This window comes from Corynebacterium phoceense (genome assembly GCF_900092335.1).
In the GTDB taxonomy this organism is placed as follows: domain Bacteria; phylum Actinomycetota; class Actinomycetes; order Mycobacteriales; family Mycobacteriaceae; genus Corynebacterium; species Corynebacterium phoceense.
This window is the reverse complement of sequence record NZ_LT596207.1, coordinates 505,716-524,136: the sequence shown is the minus strand read 5'-3', so window position 1 is coordinate 524,136 and position 18,421 is coordinate 505,716. Positions and strand designations below refer to the sequence as shown.

Sequence of the window (18,421 nt, the reverse complement as noted above, 5' to 3'; positions counted from 1 at the left end):
TTTCCGATGGCCCCTCTTGCAGCGTCGCATTACAGCTGACTCATCTCATGCGCTCGACGCATTGGGGATAAGACTTATCCCGGTAGATCGATATCTTAGTTCACCGGGATAGCTGTTATCCCGGTGGACTGCGAGCGCAATGCGCCAGATAACTCTTATCGTGAGTCACTGTTTTGTTAAAGACGCTTGATACGGTCCTTTGCTTCGTATGACACTCGGCCGCTGGATGAGTGGAAAAGATTAACGGAGTTGAGAAGCAAAAGTTGGTCGAGCGTTAGCTGAAACGTAGTGGCCGATTCGGTGGCGGCTACAAAAGCTCAGGCCCGCTTCCCCTTTCAGGAAGCGGGCCTGAGCTCTATCTACTACTGGCTGGTCTGGCCAGCCAGTTAGTTAACGACTACGCACCCGGGAACTCCCCGTTTGCGCCCAGGCGCGCATCGGCGTCGAGGAGCATGGAGATTTCCGCGGCCTTGTCGGCGTCGACGAGGCCGTAGCCGTCAATCATCACCTTGGCGTCGGCGTGCGGCAGGCGGCGGCCGTCGATGACCTCGAAGAGTGGCGCGCGGCCGAGCATGCCGGGCTCGAAGTGCGCGTGGCCTGCGGCCAGGCGTGCCTCGGCGNCATCGAGCCGTAGCCGCCAACGAGGGACTGCATGGTGTGCGCCGCGATGACGTTCGGCAGGGCTTCCTGCAGGATGTCGGACGGACGCTCCTCGCCGAGGAAGCGGGCCACGAAGACCTTGTGGAGGGACTCCATGCCGCCAATTCCGGTGCCCTGCGTCGTGGCAATCTGGCCCGGGTGGATGGATTGGAGCAGCTCCGCGGGTGAGAAGCCCGCCTGCGTGAACGCGTCGACGGCGGTGACGAGGTTCCACACCGCCATGCGGTCGAGCGCGTCGAGCATGTGGTCTGGGATGCCCCACTGAGAAGCGTCGAAGTCGTCCGGCATCTGGGCCGCGACCGTGCGGGTGAGCGTGGCCTTGCGCGGGACCTTGGCGGTCGCACCCTTCAAGCGGGTGACCTCCCACTCGCCGTCGGCCTCGCGGATCTGGGTGAACTCCGGGTCCGCCTCGGCGATGTCGTTGGCCTCGGCCTCGGTGGCGACGGTGAATGTGATGTCACGGTCAAGGAAGACCGTGGTGAGGTCGATAGAACCCTGGTCAACGAGGTGGTACTTGTCCGTCAGGGTGCGCACGCCGGCACGGGCGACGACCTCGTCGCGGAAGCGGTCGTAAATCTCTTCCTCGGCGATCTCGGTGCCCTCGGCGTCGAACCAGCCCGGGTGCGGATCCTCGGCCCAGTGGACCAGACCCGTCATCCATGCCAGCTCCAGCACGCCCGCGGCGGTGAGCTCGGCGGAGCCGTCGCGCTGCATGCCAAACTCGGCCTCGAAACGGGTACGGCCGGAGCCCCAGGAGCTCACCTCACCGATACCAGCGATGACGACCATGTCGTCCAGGTCGGTGCTGATGCTGCCGATGCCCTCAAGGCCGCCCGGCTGCACCGGGCTCACCGTGTTGGGCAGGGCCTTAATGACTGGCGTTTCCTCAACCTCCGGCTCGGCGGCCGGAGCCTCAGCCTGGGCCGCGAGCTCCTTGAGGGACACGCCCTCGAGGCCACCGGTGAGGTCGGCTTCGAGCGGACGCTCGCAAGCTCGCGCCCGGTTTTCAACGGATGCGAGACCCATAATCTCGGAGGAGATTTCCTCCGGCGACCACACGTGGATGCCGGCCTTCTCGGCCGCAGGCACAAGGCCGTCGTTGCCGCCCATGAGGTGCGTGCCCGCGACCCAGCCGATCTTGGCTTGGGCCAGGGTGACGCCAGCGGGCCAACCGGCTTCGGCGTGCCACTTGGCGAGGATGGCGTCGAGCGCGGCCTTGACCTCGCCGTACGCGCCGTCGCCGCCGAACATACCGCGGTTCGGGGAACCCGGCAGCACGATGTGCGTGCGGGTGTCGACGTCGTTCTGCGCGAGCTCGGAAAGACCTGCAATGGTGCGCTCGACGGACCAGAGAAGCAGGCGTGCCTGCTGCTCGGTGGACGCACCGGCGTCGGCCAGCGAGCCGGAGACAGACGGTGCGGCGAACGGGAAGGCGAGCGTCGGTGTGAGCGCGGGTTTGAGGATCTTCACCTCGTTGCCCACGGATTCGCGTTGTTCGTTGCCGATCCACTCGATGAGCGCGTCGATGTCGCGGTAGCTCGAGAGGTTGGCCGGAACGAGCCAGAGCGCGGAGCCCGCGGCTCCGTGCGCGGCGTAAAGCTTGCGCGCGAATTCCTTGCGGGCCTGAGAGACGCGAGACGCCGTCATGATGACGGTGGCGCCGCCTTCGAGCAGGCGCTCGACAAGTGCGGTGGCAATCGAGCCCGGCGCCGCGCCGGTGACGAGCGCGACCTCGCCGGCGAATTCGCCCTCGAACTTCGTTTCCGCCTCCTTCGCGATGGCCTTGAGATCGCCCTGGNCTTCGAACACGCCCGGGTGGGCGTAGACAATGAGGGCACCGACGTGGCCGAAGCCCAGCGAGGTGAGTGCCGCGGCCTTGACCGGGCGGCCAGCGGCCCCCAGGTCGAGCGGGGAGCGCAGCCACACGAGGTTCTTCGCCTTCGGCGCGATAAGCGGATCGACGCAGTCCAGGGACACGTTCGCGGGAACGCGGCCGGTGCGGAAGACGTCGATGAGACCGCCGGTCTGGAAGAGCGCGGCACCCGCCTTGGAGTGACCCGTGAGCGTCTTCTGGGAGATGACGAACATCGGCTCATCCGCGTCGCGGCCCACGGCTGGCCACAGGATGGAGTGCAGCTCGGATTCGTTCGGGTCGTTGGCGTTGGTGGAGGTGTCGTGCTTGGACAGGACCGTCACGTCGTTCGGGGTCAGGCCCAGGCCGCGCAGACCCTTGGCCAGCGGGGAGTTCTCGCGGCCACGACCTGCGCCCAGGGCGCCGAGGCCCGGAGCCGGAATGGAGGTGTGGGCGCCGTCGCCGTAGGAAGCGGCGTGGGCGACCACGNCCTGGACGTCCTGCAGCATGACCTGGTCCTGGTCGCGCTCGACGTTGAAGACGGGCACGTCGACTCCGGCGACGGCCATGGAGCGCTTCGCCATGGTGGCCAGCGTCGGGGAGGCAGCGAGGCCGACCTCGACGATCTGCTCGACGTGGTCGAAGAGGAAGTCCTGCGTCTCGATCCAGCGGACCGGGGAAGCGAACTGCCAAGACAGCAACTCGATGACGAGGAGACGGGCGAGTTTTTGCTCGTCCATGTCCTCGACCTTGAGGCCGTCGAGCTTGCCGGACGGGGCGAGCGGCGCGACCGCGTCGACGAAGTCCTGGGTGAGTTCGAACGGACGGGCCACAAGGTTCGGGATGTAGCGGCCCACGAGCTTCGACAGATCGAATTCCTGCGGGAGCAGCTCGTCGAGCTTCTGAGCGAAGGCCGGAACACCGTCGCGCAGGACGCGGGAGTGGAACGGGACGTCGATGCCCGGGACCATGACGGCGGCGCGCGGCGTGATGGCATTTGCGCGGCGGACCAACTCCTTGAGACCGGCCTTGGTGCCGGCCACAGAGTACTGCTGACCCTTGATGTTGTAGTTGACGATTTCGAGGAATTCGCCGGTCTCTTCGCTGAGCGCGTTGACCCAGGCGTCGACCTCGTCGCCGGAAATGCCCACCATGTTGGGGCGCAGCGCTGCCATGGCGTAGTTGGAGTTACCCTCCGCGTCGCGCTCGACGAGAGAGCCCATGGCGGAGCCGCGGGAGTAGACGACGTCGATAACCCCCTCGAGCTCAAAGATGTTCGCGAGCGAAGCCAAGGCGGTGTACTCGCCGAGGGAGTGGCCGGCGTAGAAACTGGTTGGAGCCAGCGCGTCGTTCTCGCGCAGGCGCTCGGTCTGGGCGTAGGCGACGACGGCGAGGGCCACCTGCGTGAACTGGGTGAGGTGCAACACGCCGTTCGGGTGGCGGAACTCGACGCCCTTGACTTTGACGGTCGTGGGGTTCTCGTCGATGATGCGCTGGATGCTGAAGCCAAGGTTGTCGCGGGTGTGACGGTCCGCGCGACGCCAGATTTCGCGGGCGGCCGGGGACGCGTCGCGGTCGCCGCGACCCATGCCGACGGCCTGGATGCCCTGGCCCGGGTAGACNATCGCCCTGGCCGCCGTTGGCCGCCCACCAGGTGGCCTGGGCCGCAATGGTGGCGCCGGTGCCACGGAAGTAGCGCGCCGGGGTGTCTACCTCGCCCAGTGCCACGCGGGTGAGCTGCTCACGCGCGATAGCCCAGGCGTCATCGAAGAGGACGGCCTTGTCCGCGTCGAAGGACGGGGTCACGGACTTGACCCAGCCGGATCCGAGCTCGGCCTCGACGGTGTCGATGACCGTGGTGTCCGGAGCCTCGAAGGCCTCCGGCTCGTCCATGAGACCCAGCTGCGTGAGGACTTGGCGTGCGGCCGTGGCGAGCACGCCGTTTTCGCCGGTGACGGTATCCGCGTAGGCGTCGAGCGCGGCGGAATCGACCACGCCGCCAGCAGCGGAACCGCCGGAGGTGAGCGAAACGCTCACGCCGTTATTCGACGCGACCGCGTGGATGGCGGCGTCGACGAGGTCGTTGGCAGCGGACTTGGAGGTCGCCGCAGACGGAACGGTGCCCAGTGAGCCGCCGCGCACGGAGTCTTCCTCGCGGGAGCCGAGGAGAATCTCAGCCTCGACGTGGGCGGTCCAGGAGGCCGGCAGACCCCACGCGCCGGTGACGCGCTCGCCGACGAAGGCGGGCTTGAGGCCAGCGGCGCCGAGAATCTGGCGCAGGCGTCCCTGCACGGCCTCGCCCAGGACGGAACCGAACGGGGCGTAGCCCGGGGCGGCGGCGGTGACCTTCTCGCGCAGGGATTTCACGTCTGCGTCGGCGGCGCCGTCGATGGCCGGCACGCCCAGCTCCGCAGACATGTCCATGAGCAGCTGGTTACGACGCGAGGACACGCCGTTGGTGAGCTCCTCGATGGTGTCTGAGTTGGTGATCTGGTCGACGCGAATCTTGTTCTGGAACGCGAAGAGCACGTCGATGGCCTGTGCCGGGCCGAAGGGCAGCTCCGGCGCGTCGGCGGCGGAGCCGCCGGCGGAAGGAGCGGGAGCCGGCGCAGCAGCCTGGGGCTCAGGGGCGGCGGGCTCGGGCTCAGCCGAGGGGGCATCGGAAAGCTCAGGCTCCGGGGCCTCCTCGACCGGGGCGGCCTGGACGTCCTGCAGCATGACCTGGTCCTGGTCGCGCTCGACGTTGAAGACGGGCACGTCGACTCCGGCGACGGCCATGGAGCGCTTCGCCATGGTGGCCAGCGTCGGGGAGGCAGCGAGGCCGACCTCGACGATCTGCTCGACGTGGTCGAAGAGGAAGTCCTGCGTCTCGATCCAGCGGACCGGGGAAGCGAACTGCCAAGACAGCAACTCGATGACGAGGAGACGGGCGAGTTTTTGCTCGTCCATGTCCTCGACCTTGAGGCCGTCGAGCTTGCCGGACGGGGCGAGCGGCGCGACCGCGTCGACGAAGTCCTGGGTGAGTTCGAACGGACGGGCCACAAGGTTCGGGATGTAGCGGCCCACGAGCTTCGACAGATCGAATTCCTGCGGGAGCAGCTCGTCGAGCTTCTGAGCGAAGGCCGGAACACCGTCGCGCAGGACGCGGGAGTGGAACGGGACGTCGATGCCCGGGACCATGACGGCGGCGCGCGGCGTGATGGCATTTGCGCGGCGGACCAACTCCTTGAGACCGGCCTTGGTGCCGGCCACAGAGTACTGCTGACCCTTGATGTTGTAGTTGACGATTTCGAGGAATTCGCCGGTCTCTTCGCTGAGCGCGTTGACCCAGGCGTCGACCTCGTCGCCGGAAATGCCCACCATGTTGGGGCGCAGCGCTGCCATGGCGTAGTTGGAGTTACCCTCCGCGTCGCGCTCGACGAGAGAGCCCATGGCGGAGCCGCGGGAGTAGACGACGTCGATAACCCCCTCGAGCTCAAAGATGTTCGCGAGCGAAGCCAAGGCGGTGTACTCGCCGAGGGAGTGGCCGGCGTAGAAACTGGTTGGAGCCAGCGCGTCGTTCTCGCGCAGGCGCTCGGTCTGGGCGTAGGCGACGACGGCGAGGGCCACCTGCGTGAACTGGGTGAGGTGCAACACGCCGTTCGGGTGGCGGAACTCGACGCCCTTGACTTTGACGGTCGTGGGGTTCTCGTCGATGATGCGCTGGATGCTGAAGCCAAGGTTGTCGCGGGTGTGACGGTCCGCGCGACGCCAGATTTCGCGGGCGGCCGGGGACGCGTCGCGGTCGCCGCGACCCATGCCGACGGCCTGGATGCCCTGGCCCGGGTAGACGTAAGCGGTCTTCGGTGCTGCGAGCAGCGCCTGGCCGCGAGAGACGACTTCGCCGCCGATGCGGCAGGTGACCTCGAGCGCGGCGTGGATGCCCTTGCGGCCCACGCGCTCGACGGTGATTTCGACCTCGTCATCGAGCTGGACCATGCCGTACATGGAGTAGGTCCAGCCCACGACCTCGCCGTGGCGCGCGGCGAGGTGCTGCGCGGTGGCCGACAGCCACATGCCGTGGACGAGCGGCGCCTGCAGGTTGACCAGCTGCGCCGCGTTGTAGGAGGTGTGAATGGGGTTGTAGTCGCCGGAGACCAGCGCGAACGGAGTCATGTCGTGCGGCGCGGTGACGGTCTCACGATCCACGAAGGAGCGCGGCGTGGACACCACTGCTCGCGCGGCGTACGCCGCGCCGCCGCCCCACTCCGGAGCCGGGACCGGCATCGCGGTGCCAGTGGCGCGGCCGCGGATGGCGAAGCGCTGCATCTGCGTAGCGACGACGTCCTGGGTGTCATGGTCGCGCAGTTCGAGTTCGACGGTGACGATACGGCCGGAGACGGACTCGTCGATGGCGGTGCACTTGGAGGTGACGTCGATGGTGCGACCATCCGCTAATTCGTCAAGCGGCAGCTTGACGTCGACGACGTGGTCGAGGTGCACCGCGTTGAGCAGGCCCTCGATGACCGGGTAGCCATCGGCGAGCTGGCCGGAGCCGAGCGCGGTGTAAATGGCGGGCCAGCATGGGCCGACCAACACATCCGGCGTTCCTACCGGGGACTCGCCGTCGAGAGCGGCGCCAGTGACGTTGGTGTGGGCCTGCAGCAGGGAAGCCGGCAGGGTGAAAGAGTAGTGCGCGACGCCGAAGGGAGCGTCCTCTGAAACAGAGCCTTCTTCGATGACCGGCATCTTCTCAATGGCGTCGCCCTGTTCGGCGGTGGAGCCGACACCAGCGAGACCCTCGAGGAGCTCGAAGACGGCCTTGGGCAGGCGCTCGTCGGAGACGACCGGGGAACCGCCGGTGGACACGTCCGCCGGGAGGTCGAGCGGTACGGAGACGTGTTCGACGTAGAACGGACGATCGTCGGGCTTCAGGTCGTCCCAGTAGGAGTCCGCGTTGATACGGATTTCCCAGTTGCCGTTCTCGTCCTGAATGAGGTCAAAGGCGTCGTTGTCCATTTCGTAGGCTGGGTTGGCCATGAGGTGGCCGTGCCACTGGATGGTCGGCGCATGGAGGATGTAGTCCTCGGCGGTCTTAGCGGCGTGGAGACGAGCGAAGATCTCTTCCGGTTTGTGTTCGGACGAACGCAGTTCGTCCGTGGCAGCCTTTTCGAAGCGACCGAGCAGGTCAGCGACCGGCTCGTTCTTCTTCGTGATGCCGGCCACGGCGACGGGCCCCGGGATGATGCGGACCTGGTCCGCGGTGTAGCGCTCGTCCTGGGCCTGCCACAGGGTGTCCTTGCCGAACCAGACCTTGAGGTCGCCATCGATGGCGGGGACCCACGGCATGGGTTTTACGTGCTTGTAGTGCAGCGAAATCCACCATGCGGCGTCGCGCGGGGAGACTGTCGTCTCGAAAGCGGACGGGTACGCCGCGAGTAGCTTTGCCGCGGCGGCCGGGGCATCCGCGATCTCCTCGATGGAAGGGAAGAGGGTCTCAATCTCGCCGTGGTCGGCGTCGTTGAGGCGGGCCTCGATGCGGTGAAGAAGGTCGAAGAAGCGGTCGTCCCACGTCGGGTCGACGAAGGGGTGCGCCAGCTCGACGAAGCGGTTCAGCCACTGCGCATACGTCATGGTCTCGACGTCGCCGAAGTAGGGCTTGGACGTCTTGTTCAGCGCCGCGATGATGTCGTCGCGACGGGCGTCGTACTCTTCGAGCGGCAGAGACGTGATGAGACGCGATGCCGCGGCGAAGAAGTTGTCCAGGTCGTGGATGTCCGCGAGCAGGTGGGATTGGGAGGAAGCCACACCGTGAGTGCCGGTGCCGCGGCCAACCCAGCCGCCGTTCGTGTCGTAGCCAATGCCCGGGGTGTTGACGAGGAGTTCCTTGACGGAGTCCGTGGCCTTGGCCTCCTTGGTGGCCATGGCGACGGTGCCGATGAAGACGGCATCGACAGGCATGGCGGGCACATCATATTGGGAAGCCCAGGAGCCGGTGAGGTAGGTCGCGGCGCGCTCCGGGGAGTAGATGCCGCCGCCCACGGCGAGGTAGACGTTGGGGTGCAGGCGGACCTCGGCGTAGGTCTCGAGCAGCATGTCGTCGAGGTTGACCCACGAGTGGTGGCCGCCAGCGTGGCCGTCCTCGACCTGGATGATGATCTGATCCTCCGGGTTCGCGGCGGCGATCTTGAGCACGTCGCGAATCTGCTTCGCGGTGCCCGGCTTGAAAGAGATGAAGGGGAAGCCGTCCTCGTGTAGCTGTGCGAGGAGCTCGGTGGCCTCGTCGACCTCCGGGATACCGGCGGACACACACACGCCGTTGAACGGAGCGCCGGCCGCGCGGGCCTTGGGCACGATGCGGGTCTGGCCGAACTGCAGGTTCCACAGGAAGCGGTCGAAGAACATGGTGTTGAACTGGGCGGTGCGGCCCGGCTTGAGTCTCGACTCCATGACTTCACGGTGCTTGGTGAAGACCTCGTCGGAGTACATGCCGCCACCGGCCATCTCCGTCCAGTAACCGGCGTTGGCGGCCGCGGCGACGATCTCGCCGTCGGCAGAGGTCGGCGTCATGCCGCCAAGCATGATGGGGGACAGGCCCGTGAGATCCGAGAAACGGGTCTGCGTATACTCCTGGCCGTCCGGCAGGCGGACGAGGCGGGGAGCGAAGTCGTCGTAGTTCACCGCTTCCGGCAGGGAGTTGCCCGGCGTGGCCAGCGCGTCACGCTGCGCAGGGGACGCAACCTCGACGACGGCGGCGCCGGAGCCGGCGATAAGGGGAGTGGTGAGGCGAGTGAGGGAGGGATCCAGGGAGAGGAAGTAATCCGCGTCGAGGGCGCGGACCTGTGCGGGCCAATCGTGCGGCTCGACGAGGATGGCGCGGGCCAGCGCATGGTCATTGATGCCGCAGTTCTTCGCCCACTCTTCGGTGAGCTTGGCCGCGTCACGCAGGCAGGTGTGGTGGAAGGGCAGTGCTACCGGCAGCTCGTTGAAGGTCGCGACGAGTTCGTCGCCACCCACCGGACGCTCTTCCAAGTTGTCGTTGAAGGCCTGGGCGGCGGCCTCGAGCGCGGACTGCGTTGCTTGGAGGTCCTCCGGCGCGCCAGCGAGCACGAACGCGCGGCGGCCATTGATGACGGCGATGGCGGCATCGCCCGCGATATTGGCTTCGATGAATTCGCGGGACAGGCCCCGCACAGCCAGCATGTGCGAGCGTGCGTCCGAGCCGCCATGGCTTGCCGATGCCGCCGTCCCCATCAGGATGGCAAGAGTCAGGGCTTCCTGCGGATCCTTGAGCGCGAGCACGCCGAGGGAGCCCTGGGAGTGGCCGGCGGCGAGTTCTGGCTTGAGTCCCAGCTGCTCGAGGTGCTCGATGGCTGCAATCTGGCCGAGGACGATGCCGGGAATGGAGTACGCCGGGAAGACGTCCACCGGCTTGACCGTTGCGTCGCCAGCGAGGAGCTCCTCTAGGCGATCGAAAACGCCCGGGCAGGTCGAGGCGATCTGGCGGGCGATGGGAGCGGCGGTGGCGCGGGCGGCAGTGAGAAGCTCGCGCAAGCGCGTGGCAACGTGCGGGGCCGTGGTGGCCTGGGCAAGCGACGCCTGCCATGCGGAACCCTGGCCTGCGAAGAGGAGGGCGGGGCGCTGCATGGAGTTGAGCGGTGTCAACGACGAAAGCGGCATGTAAGGAAACCTCTGTGATTCTCGGGGATCGTGCGCGATAAAAGGATTGTTAGCAACAACAAACAAATCGCAATTACGCTACCGTAGCCTACTGCTCCGTAACTTTCTAGCTATGACGGCCCAAAACGTGAGGTTTTACTCAACTTTCAGGAAATCTTTAGAAACTTAGTTGTCGTGTGCGCAACCCGACCATGAGGGGTAGACTTAAGGATTCAAGTTAGAAACTGCGCATTTGTGCAGGTTAAAAGTGCTGAAAGGCTTTAGAAATATGGCAAAGATTGGCATCATCCTGGGGTCCATCCGCGAAGGCCGCTCCGGCGAGGCCATCGCGAACTGGGTCAAGGAGATCGCTGACAAGCGCGAGTCCGGCGTCGAGTACGAGCTGCTCGACCTCAAGTCCTTCAACGTCCCGCTGCTCGAGTCCGCCATCGTCCCGGGCATGGCCAACGGTCAGTACGATAACGCCAACGTTCAGGCTTGGGCCGACGCCATCACGTCCTGCGACGGCTTCATCTTCGTCACCCCGGAATACAACCACTCCGTGCCGGGCCCGTTCAAGAACGCCTTCGACTCCATCGCTGAGTGGCAGGGCAAGACCGTCGCCTTCATCGGCTACGGCTTCTCCGGTGGCGTCCGTGCCGTCGAGGCATGGCGCCTAGCCGTCGCGAACTTCTCCATGCACCAGATTCGTGCCCAGGTTGAGGTCAACCTCATCACCGACATGACCGACGGCGAGTTCACCCCGGCCGACTTCAAGTCGGGCCTCGTGGACGGCGTCCTCGCTGAGGTTGAGGCTGCAGTCAAGTAAGCGCCTCCGCTCACCTCTGCATAACCCACCCGTAACTCCCGAAATCTGTCAGATTCTCTGAGTTGTGGGTGGGTTCTGCTGATCCTGGGCACCGTCACTTTTTCTAACGCCCCTGACTCAGTCCTGGGCTGTGACACCTTTGCTCCGGGGCCGTCCGCGAGCTGAAGGCTAGCCCCTCAATGTCGCGCCCAAACCCCACCACAACTCTGGAATCCTGTACACAATTCCGAATTGTGGGTGGGGTTTGGGCGCCGTCAGTTTTCTGACGGTCTTATTTGGGCGGAATCACAGAAAGCGCTCCGCGACGGATCGGCGCCTCAGCTTGCCGAGGGCATCGCGGCCGAGATCGTCGACGCGCACAAAAGATCGCGGCACCTTGTAGCGGGCGAGCATGCTGTGGCACCACGCGCGCAACTCGTCATTGGTGGGCGCGGAATGTGCACCGTCATTTTTAATGACGATGCATGCGACGACGTCTTCGGACCCATCCTCGCGTGCGCGGCCGAGGACGGCGGCATCGGAAAGCGCGGGATGCGCGGTGAGGACGTTCTCGACCTCGGCGGGGTAGACGTTGAACCCGCCGGTAATGATGGTCTCCTTGAGTCGCGCGTGGAGAGTGAGGAAGCCGTCCGCGTCCTGCGTGGCGACGTCGCCCGTGCGTAGCCAGCCGTCCTCGAACGCGGCGCGCGTGGCTTCCTCGTTGTGGAGGTAGCCCGCGAAGACCTGGGGCCCGCGGACGAGGAGTTCGCCGGACTCCGGAGAGATGCGGACCTCGGTATCGGGCATCGGAAGGCCAATGCATCCGGCGCGACGGTGTTCATTGAGGGGATTGCAGGCGACGACGGGTGCGGCCTCGGTGAGCCCGTAGCCTTCGACGAGGATGCCGCCGGTGAGTTCTTCCCATTCGGCGACGGTCGCGGCGGGCAGCGTGGCGGCGCCGGAGATGGCCTGCTTAATGCCGTGTGCCTGCGGCGCCGCGCTAATGACGCGCTGATAGATGGTCGGCACGGCGGGCATCCACGTGGGTGGGTGTGCAGATAGCGCGGAGAGAATGAACTCCATCCGTGGCGCGGGCAACAAGGTGATTGTCGCGCCGGAGAGGATTCCGACGGTGAGTGACATGGTGAGGCCGTAGGAATGGAAGAGCGGCAGGACGGCCAGCGCCTGTGGGTGCTCCTCGGGCAGGCGCCACGCCGCCATCTGGAGGGCATTGGCCGCGAGGTTGCCGTGCGTGAGCATGGCGCCCTTGGGCGTGCCTGTCGTGCCCGAGGTATAGAGGATGAGTGCAACGTCAGTTTTAGTGACGGTGACACGTTCCGGCAGTTCAGTGCCGCGGGAGAGGAACTCATTCCAGTCATCGTCGACGTTGATGACGTGCTCGATCTCATCGAGATCCTGGAAGATGGTCACGGCGGGGCCCGCCGCGATGGCGACACGTGCGCCGTGGTCGGCGACCATGGGGGCGAGCTCATGCGCGGTGAACTGGGGGTTGTGTTCGACTACGGTCGCGCCGAGGCGGAGTACTGCGTAGAAGGCGATGACATGCTCGGGGCGGTTGGGCAGCGCGAGAGCGACGAACGCGCCGGGCTTGACGCCCAGTTGAGCGAGTGCTGCGGCGAGACGATCGATCTCGTGATCCAACGAGGCGTAGGTGACGACCTGGTCTACGTAGCGCAGTGCGATGCGGTCTGGGTGGGTGGCGACGGTCTCGGCGAGCTGGCTTACCAAGGTGGCGTCGCCGTAGTCGAGGGATGCGGGCGTCCACGAACCGTAGAACCGGTGCCAGGGTTGAGTTTCCACGCGTCGCCTTTCTTGTTGTCGGACGAAAGTATCCTAACGCGCGGGCAACCTAGAGCAAGATCTTCAAAGACGATTTCAGATATGGCACATGCCGCGCTATCGTAACCGCTCTTTCCGCGGGAGACGTACCTCGGCACACTCACGCGTCCACTCGCCGGCGACAGGGTTCGGATCATCACCGGCGTGCGTCGCGCGGGTAAGTCCACACTACTTCTCGTTCTTCTCCAGCAGCTTGAGCAAGTCGGCTTGGACCTCGCGGCGGCGGATCTTGCCCAGTTGGTCCTTGGCGAGCTCCTCGAAGTGGTAGAAGGTGCGCGGGACTTTGTAGCGGGTGAGACGCGTGCGGGCGAATTCCTTCATGCCCTCAGGGTCGAGTGCGGCGCCGTCGCGGAGGATGACGCAGGCCACGACGTCCTCGGAGCCATCGTCGCGCGGGCGGCCGACCACGGCGACGTCTGTGACGTCGGGGTGGGCGAGCATGGTTTCTTCGACCTCGGCGGGGTAGACGTTGAAGCCGCCGGTGATGATGATCTCCTTGATGCGGCTCACGAGGCGGATGAAGCCGTCTTCTTCCATGATGCCCATGTCGCCGGTGCGGAACCAGTCGCCGTGGAAGGACTCGGCGGTGGCCTCCGGCTTGTTGAGGTAGCCTGTGAAGACCTGCGGACCGCGGACGAGGACCTCGCCGGGCGTGCCGTCGGGCTGTGTTTCGTCGAGGTTATCGGGGTTGCCGATGCGAATCTCGGTATCCGGGAAAGGCAGGCCGATGTAGCCAGGGCGGCGGTTGCTGTTCATAGGGTTACCGACGATGACGGGTGAGGTCTCGGAGAGGCCATAGCCTTCGACGAGGAGACCGCCGGTGAGCTCTTCCCACTCTTTCACGGTCTCCGTGGGCAGGGCGGCCGCACCGGAGAGCGCATTGCGCACGCCGTGGATGCTGATGTTCTTCTCATGCGCGGTGGCGATGATCTTCGAGTACAGCGTGGGCACACCCGGAATCCAGGTGGGCGTGTGCTTCTTCATGATGTCCATGATGAGATCCATCTTCGGCGCCGGGGTGAGCACGAGCTCGCCGCCGATGGCGACCCCGAGTGCCGCGATGAGCGTCATACCGTAGGCATGGAACATGGGCAGCGCCGCGAGCATGCGTTCGCGGTTCTCGCCCAGGCCAGGCACCCAAGCGACACCCATCTTGGTGTTAGCCACGATATTGCCGTGCGTGAGGATCGCGCCCTTGGGCTTGCCTGTCGTGCCGGAGGTGTAGAGGATGATGGCCGGGTCATCCTTGCTTACGTCCTCGGCGTCGATGAAGGCGTGGCCGTCGCCTCCCATTGCGGGGCTGGTCAGGGTGGACCATGGCACGGTATTCGGGGCGGGCGAGGTGAGCTGTGCGCGCTTCTCCGCAATCGGTGGGAGCGGAATGCGCAGCAACAGCGCCTTCATGCGTGGCATGGCGTCCGTCATGTTCACGGAGACGATGGTTTCCAGCTGCGTGGTCTCGCGCAGTTCCTCGAAGACCTCGGAGCGGTTGTCCCACGCGATAACGACGCGGGCTCCGTGATCGATGAAAAGCTCCTCGAGCTCGCGTGCCGTATAGAGCGGGTTGTGCTCGACCACGACAGCGCCGAGTTTGAGGATGGCGTAAAACGCCGCGATGTGCTGCGGGCAGTTGGGCAGCGCGATGGCTACGCGGTCACCCTTGCGGATACCGAGGGCCTTGAGTCCCGCGGCGGCGGCGCGCACCTGCGCGTCGAGCTCGGCATAGGTCTGCGTGCGGCCGAAGAACCAGGTGGCCGGCCACGTGCCGTGGGCCTCGAGGTTCTCGCGGTAGCTGTCGATGAGCGTGGTGTCGTCGTACTCGAGCGTGTGCGGCGTCCAGTCTGCGTAGTACTGCAGCCAGGCCTTGGACTCATAGGCACCCATACCGATCCCCTTTTATTTCTTAAAGTGAACTATCTATTGCGATTAGTATAGCTATGAAAAAAGCCGCCTTTGCGCATTCGGAGCGCTGGGGCGGCCTATTCGTGCAGACTTAGTCCTACTTCTTTTCGGCTTCGAGGCGCTTGATGAGGTCCTCCTGAACCTCACGGCGGCGGATCTTGCCCATCTGATCCTTGGCCAGGGACTCGAAGTGGTAGAAGGTGCGCGGGACCTTGTAGCGGGTGAGGCGTTCACGGCAGAATTCCTTGAGGCCTTCGGGGTCGAGTGCGGCTCCGTCAGCCAGATCGATGCAGGCCACGACGTCCTCGGAACCGTCGGAGCGCGGGCGGCCGACCACGGCGACGTCATCGATGGCCGGGTGGGTGCGCAGGACTTCCTCGACTTCGCCCGGGTAGACGTTGAAGCCGCCGGTGATGATGATTTCCTTGATGCGGCTCACGAGGCGGACGAAGCCATCCTCTTCCATGATGCCGAGGTCGCCGGTGCGGAACCACCCGTCGTGGAAGGCGGCATCGGTAGCCTCAGCATTGTTGAAGTAGCCCTTGAAGACCTGCGGGCCGCGGGCGAGGACCTCGCCCTCCTGGCCGTCCGGCATGGTCTCGTCGAGGTTATCGGGGTTCGCAATGCGGATGTCGGTATCGGGGAAGGGGATGCCCACGTAGCCAGGGCGGCGGTCATCGCTCATGGGGTTGCCCACGATGATCGGCGAGCACTCGGTGAGGCCGTAGCCCTCAACGAGGCGGCCGGCGGTGTACTCCTCCCACTTCTCGACGGTCTGAACCGGCAGAGTAGACGCGCCGGAGAAGGCCGCGCGCACGCCCTTGATCTCCACGGAATCCTTCTCCGCTGCTTCGACGATGCGCTCGTAGAGCGTGGGCACGCCCGGAATCCAGGTGGGGGTGTGCTTCTTCATCAGCCCCATGATGAGCGGGATCTGCGGCTTGGGTAGAAGCACGAGCTCGCCGCCAATGAGTTGAGCGAGGGTCAGGTTCATGGTGAGGCCGTAAGCGTGGAAGAAGGGGAGCGCGGCGAGCATGCGCTCGGGCTGGTCGCCCAGGCCCGGAACCCATGCCTTGCCCTGCAGAATATTGGCGAAGAGGTTGCCATGGCTAAGCTGCGCGCCCTTGGGCTTGCCGGTCGTGCCGGAGGTGTAGAGGATGAGCGCGATGGAGTCCTTGGTGATGGACTCGGGCGACTTCACATCGGAGCCGTCGCCGCCAATGGCGTTGCCGATGAGCGTGTCCCACGGGACGGTATTGGGGGCATCGCCAGTGAGCTGCTCGCGCGTTGACTTGAGGAACGGCGTGCGCAGGGCGAGGCGCTGCACCGTGGGCATGGCGTCGATCATGTTGATGGACACGACCGTCTCCAGCGGGGTGGTGGCGCGCAGCTTCTCCAGCGTGGAGGCCGTCTTATCCCAGGAAATGGCGACGCGGGCGCCGTGATCCTGGAAGAGGCTCTCGAGCTCGTGGGCGGTGTAGAGCGGGTTGTGGAGCACGACCGTGGCGCCCAGCTTGAGGACGGCGTAGAACGCGGCGACGGTCTGCGGGGCGTTGGGGGCGACGATGGCGACGCGGTCGCCCTCGCGGACGCCGAAGGCACGCAGGCCCGCGGCGGCGCGGCGCACCTGACGGTCGAGCTCCGTGTAGGTCTGGGTCTTACCGAAGAAGTAGGTGGCCGGCTTGTCCGCATTGATGGCCAGGTTGTTGTCGTAGATGTCCAACAGCGTTGTGTCGCCGTAGTCGAGGGTGTGCGGCGTCCACTCGGGGTAGTACTGGAGCCAGGCTTTGGACTCATAAGCCGACATAAAATGACCTTTCGGTTGCGTAGGTTCTAGCGACCTCCCAGTATAACGCGCAAGCTCGGCGGACTCGCGGCGCTAGGATGGGCGTCTATGCGTATCGCGATGATCTCCATGCACACCTCGCCCCTGGAACAGCCCGGATCCGGGGATGCGGGCGGCATGAATGTCTACGTCCTCAACACCGCACGCCAACTCGCGCGCCGAGGTATCGAGGTAGACGTCTTTACCCTCGCCACGCGGCCCTCGCAGGGCGAGATCGTGGAGGTCGAAGAGGGACTGCGTGTCATCAACATCGTGGCGGGTCCCTACGAAGGTTTGAGCAAAGAAGAGCTGCCCACGCAGCTCGCCGCGTTCGCCGGCAGCATGATTACCTTCGCGCGCTGCTTTGACTTGGACTATGACGTTATCCACTCGCACTACTGGCTCTCGGGCCAGGTGGGCTGGCTGCTGCGTGACCTGTGGGAGGTCCCCCTCGTTCATACCGCGCACACGCTTGCCGCAGTGAAGAACGCGCACCGTACGGCAGATGACACGCAGGAGTCCGAGGCCCGCCGCATCTGCGAGCAGCAGATCGTGGATAACGCGGATCTCCTCGTCGTCAATACGGCGCAGGAGACTCAGGACCTTATTGAGCATTACGATGCCCCGCCGGAGCGCATCGTCGTCGTCTCGCCCGGTGCCGACACCGAGCTTTTTACTCCCGGCACGGACCGCAACACGGAGCGCTCGCGCCGCCTGCTCGGCATTCCGCTGCATATGAAGGTCGTGGCCTTCGTGGGTCGCCTTCAGAAATTTAAGGGCCCCGAGGTCCTCGTGCGCGCCACGGCGGAACTCATCAAGCGCGACCCGTTCCGCAACGTCCGCGTCATTTTCTGCGGCGGGCCCTCGGGCGCGAACGCGACGCCGGAGACCTACCAGAACCTCGCCCGTGAGCTGGGCGTGGAGCGTTATGTCCGCTTCATTGCGCCGCGCCCGCCGGCCGAGCTCGTTGCCGTGTATCAGGCCGCGGATATCGTGGCGGTGCCCAGCTACAACGAGTCCTTCGGCCTCGTCGCCGTGGAAGCGCAGGCATCCGGCACGCCCGTCATCGCCGCGCGCGTGGGCGGGCTGCCTATTGCCGTGGACGACGGGGAGACGGGCTTGCTCGTGGACAACCACGACCCTGAGGCCTGGGCGGACGCGCTGGAACAGCTCCTCGACAACGATGAGCGACGCATCGCGATGGGCGAGGCCGCCGTCGATCATGCACAGAATTTCAGCTGGGCCGCCGCCGCGACGCAGCTCGAGGCCATCTATGCCGATGCCATGAGCATTCAGATCCCGGACTGTCACGCGCGCCGGGCGACGGGCTACTAGATTCGCTTGAGCCAATTCGTTTCATAGAACTTCAGCACCAAGCCCAGCTTGTTATTGATGGCGAGCATGGGAGCGTTGTCCAGCGCGTTATACGTCGTCACGCGCTCGATGTCGGGATAGCGCTGCGCGACTTCGTCCGCGAGCACCTGCTTGACCAGTGTGGCGAGGCCGCGTCCGCGGGCGCGCCGGTGTGCGACTGTGGGGCCCTGCTCCATCGCGTGGGGATGGTCGGGGTAGACATTCGCCGCGGTGAATGCGACGACGCCGTCCACGTCCGCGATTTTCACGATGTCGAGGAACGAATCGATGAGGTCGCCCAGCGGCATAATTCCGCCCAGCGGCATAATTCCGGTGAAGAATTCCGCGCGCAGTCCCTCCGGGACTGCCGGGGTGCCCAGCTTGCCGATGCCCACTTCCGACGCTTGCTCCACCAGCCCCAGGTTGCAGCCTGCCGCGCGCAGGATGCGTGCGCGTGGATGTTCCTCGAGCGAGTTCTCGCTTATCGGTAACTGCGTCCACAGCGAGAGCACCGTGCGGCCCG

General features: G+C 65.5%; 6 protein-coding genes and 2 pseudogenes. 2 read left to right on the top strand and 6 right to left on the bottom strand.

Annotated elements, in window-relative coordinates; translation table 11 throughout:
- Positions 1 to 621 precede the first annotated feature (621 nt).
- Both BN9444_RS02450 and BN9444_RS02445 read right to left on the bottom strand, forming a co-directional pair.
- Positions 622 to 4,140: pseudogene (locus tag BN9444_RS02450) on the bottom strand (acyltransferase domain-containing protein); the annotation flags it as partial.
- A gap of 16 nt (positions 4,141 to 4,156) precedes the next feature.
- Positions 4,157 to 10,171 (bottom strand): annotated as a pseudogene (locus BN9444_RS02445) (fatty acid synthase subunit beta domain-containing protein); the annotation flags it as partial.
- Positions 10,172 to 10,439: 268 nt separating this feature from the next.
- Between BN9444_RS02445 and BN9444_RS02440 the strand changes: the two are divergent.
- On the top strand, positions 10,440 to 10,979 hold the full coding sequence (locus tag BN9444_RS02440; RefSeq protein ID WP_066509850.1) for an NADPH-dependent FMN reductase: 540 nt from the start codon (positions 10,440 to 10,442) through the stop codon (positions 10,977 to 10,979).
- A gap of 285 nt (positions 10,980 to 11,264) precedes the next feature.
- On the opposite strand, the gene BN9444_RS02435 is transcribed toward BN9444_RS02440, so the two are convergent.
- The 3 genes from BN9444_RS02435 to BN9444_RS02425 all read right to left on the bottom strand — a co-directional run bounded on the left by BN9444_RS02435 (position 11,265) and on the right by BN9444_RS02425 (position 16,527).
- On the bottom strand, positions 11,265 to 12,779 hold the full coding sequence (locus tag BN9444_RS02435) for an AMP-binding protein (protein WP_066509848.1): 1,515 nt from the start codon (positions 12,777 to 12,779) through the stop codon (positions 11,265 to 11,267).
- Between the two features lie 207 nt (positions 12,780 to 12,986).
- On the bottom strand, positions 12,987 to 14,702 hold the full coding sequence (locus tag BN9444_RS02430) for a long-chain-fatty-acid--CoA ligase (RefSeq protein WP_066489614.1): 1,716 nt from the start codon (positions 14,700 to 14,702) through the stop codon (positions 12,987 to 12,989).
- Between the two features lie 115 nt (positions 14,703 to 14,817).
- Entirely contained in the window at positions 14,818 to 16,527 is a 1,710-nt protein-coding gene (locus tag BN9444_RS02425) for a long-chain-fatty-acid--CoA ligase (RefSeq protein ID WP_066489616.1), read from the bottom strand.
- Positions 16,528 to 16,614: 87 nt separating this feature from the next.
- Here BN9444_RS02425 and mshA point away from each other — a divergent pair, with 87 nt between their 5' ends.
- Positions 16,615 to 17,880 carry a D-inositol-3-phosphate glycosyltransferase gene (mshA, locus tag BN9444_RS02420; protein WP_066509844.1) on the top strand — a complete coding sequence of 422 codons (1,266 nt, stop codon included), beginning with the start codon at positions 16,615 to 16,617 and terminating at the stop codon, positions 17,878 to 17,880.
- Here mshA and BN9444_RS02415 read toward each other — a convergent pair.
- Positions 17,877 to 18,410, bottom strand: a complete 534-nt coding sequence (locus BN9444_RS02415; protein WP_066509842.1) for a GNAT family N-acetyltransferase — start codon at positions 18,408 to 18,410, stop codon at positions 17,877 to 17,879. The two genes, mshA and BN9444_RS02415, sit on opposite strands and share 4 nt — an antisense overlap.
- Positions 18,411 to 18,421: the final 11 nt, after the last annotated feature.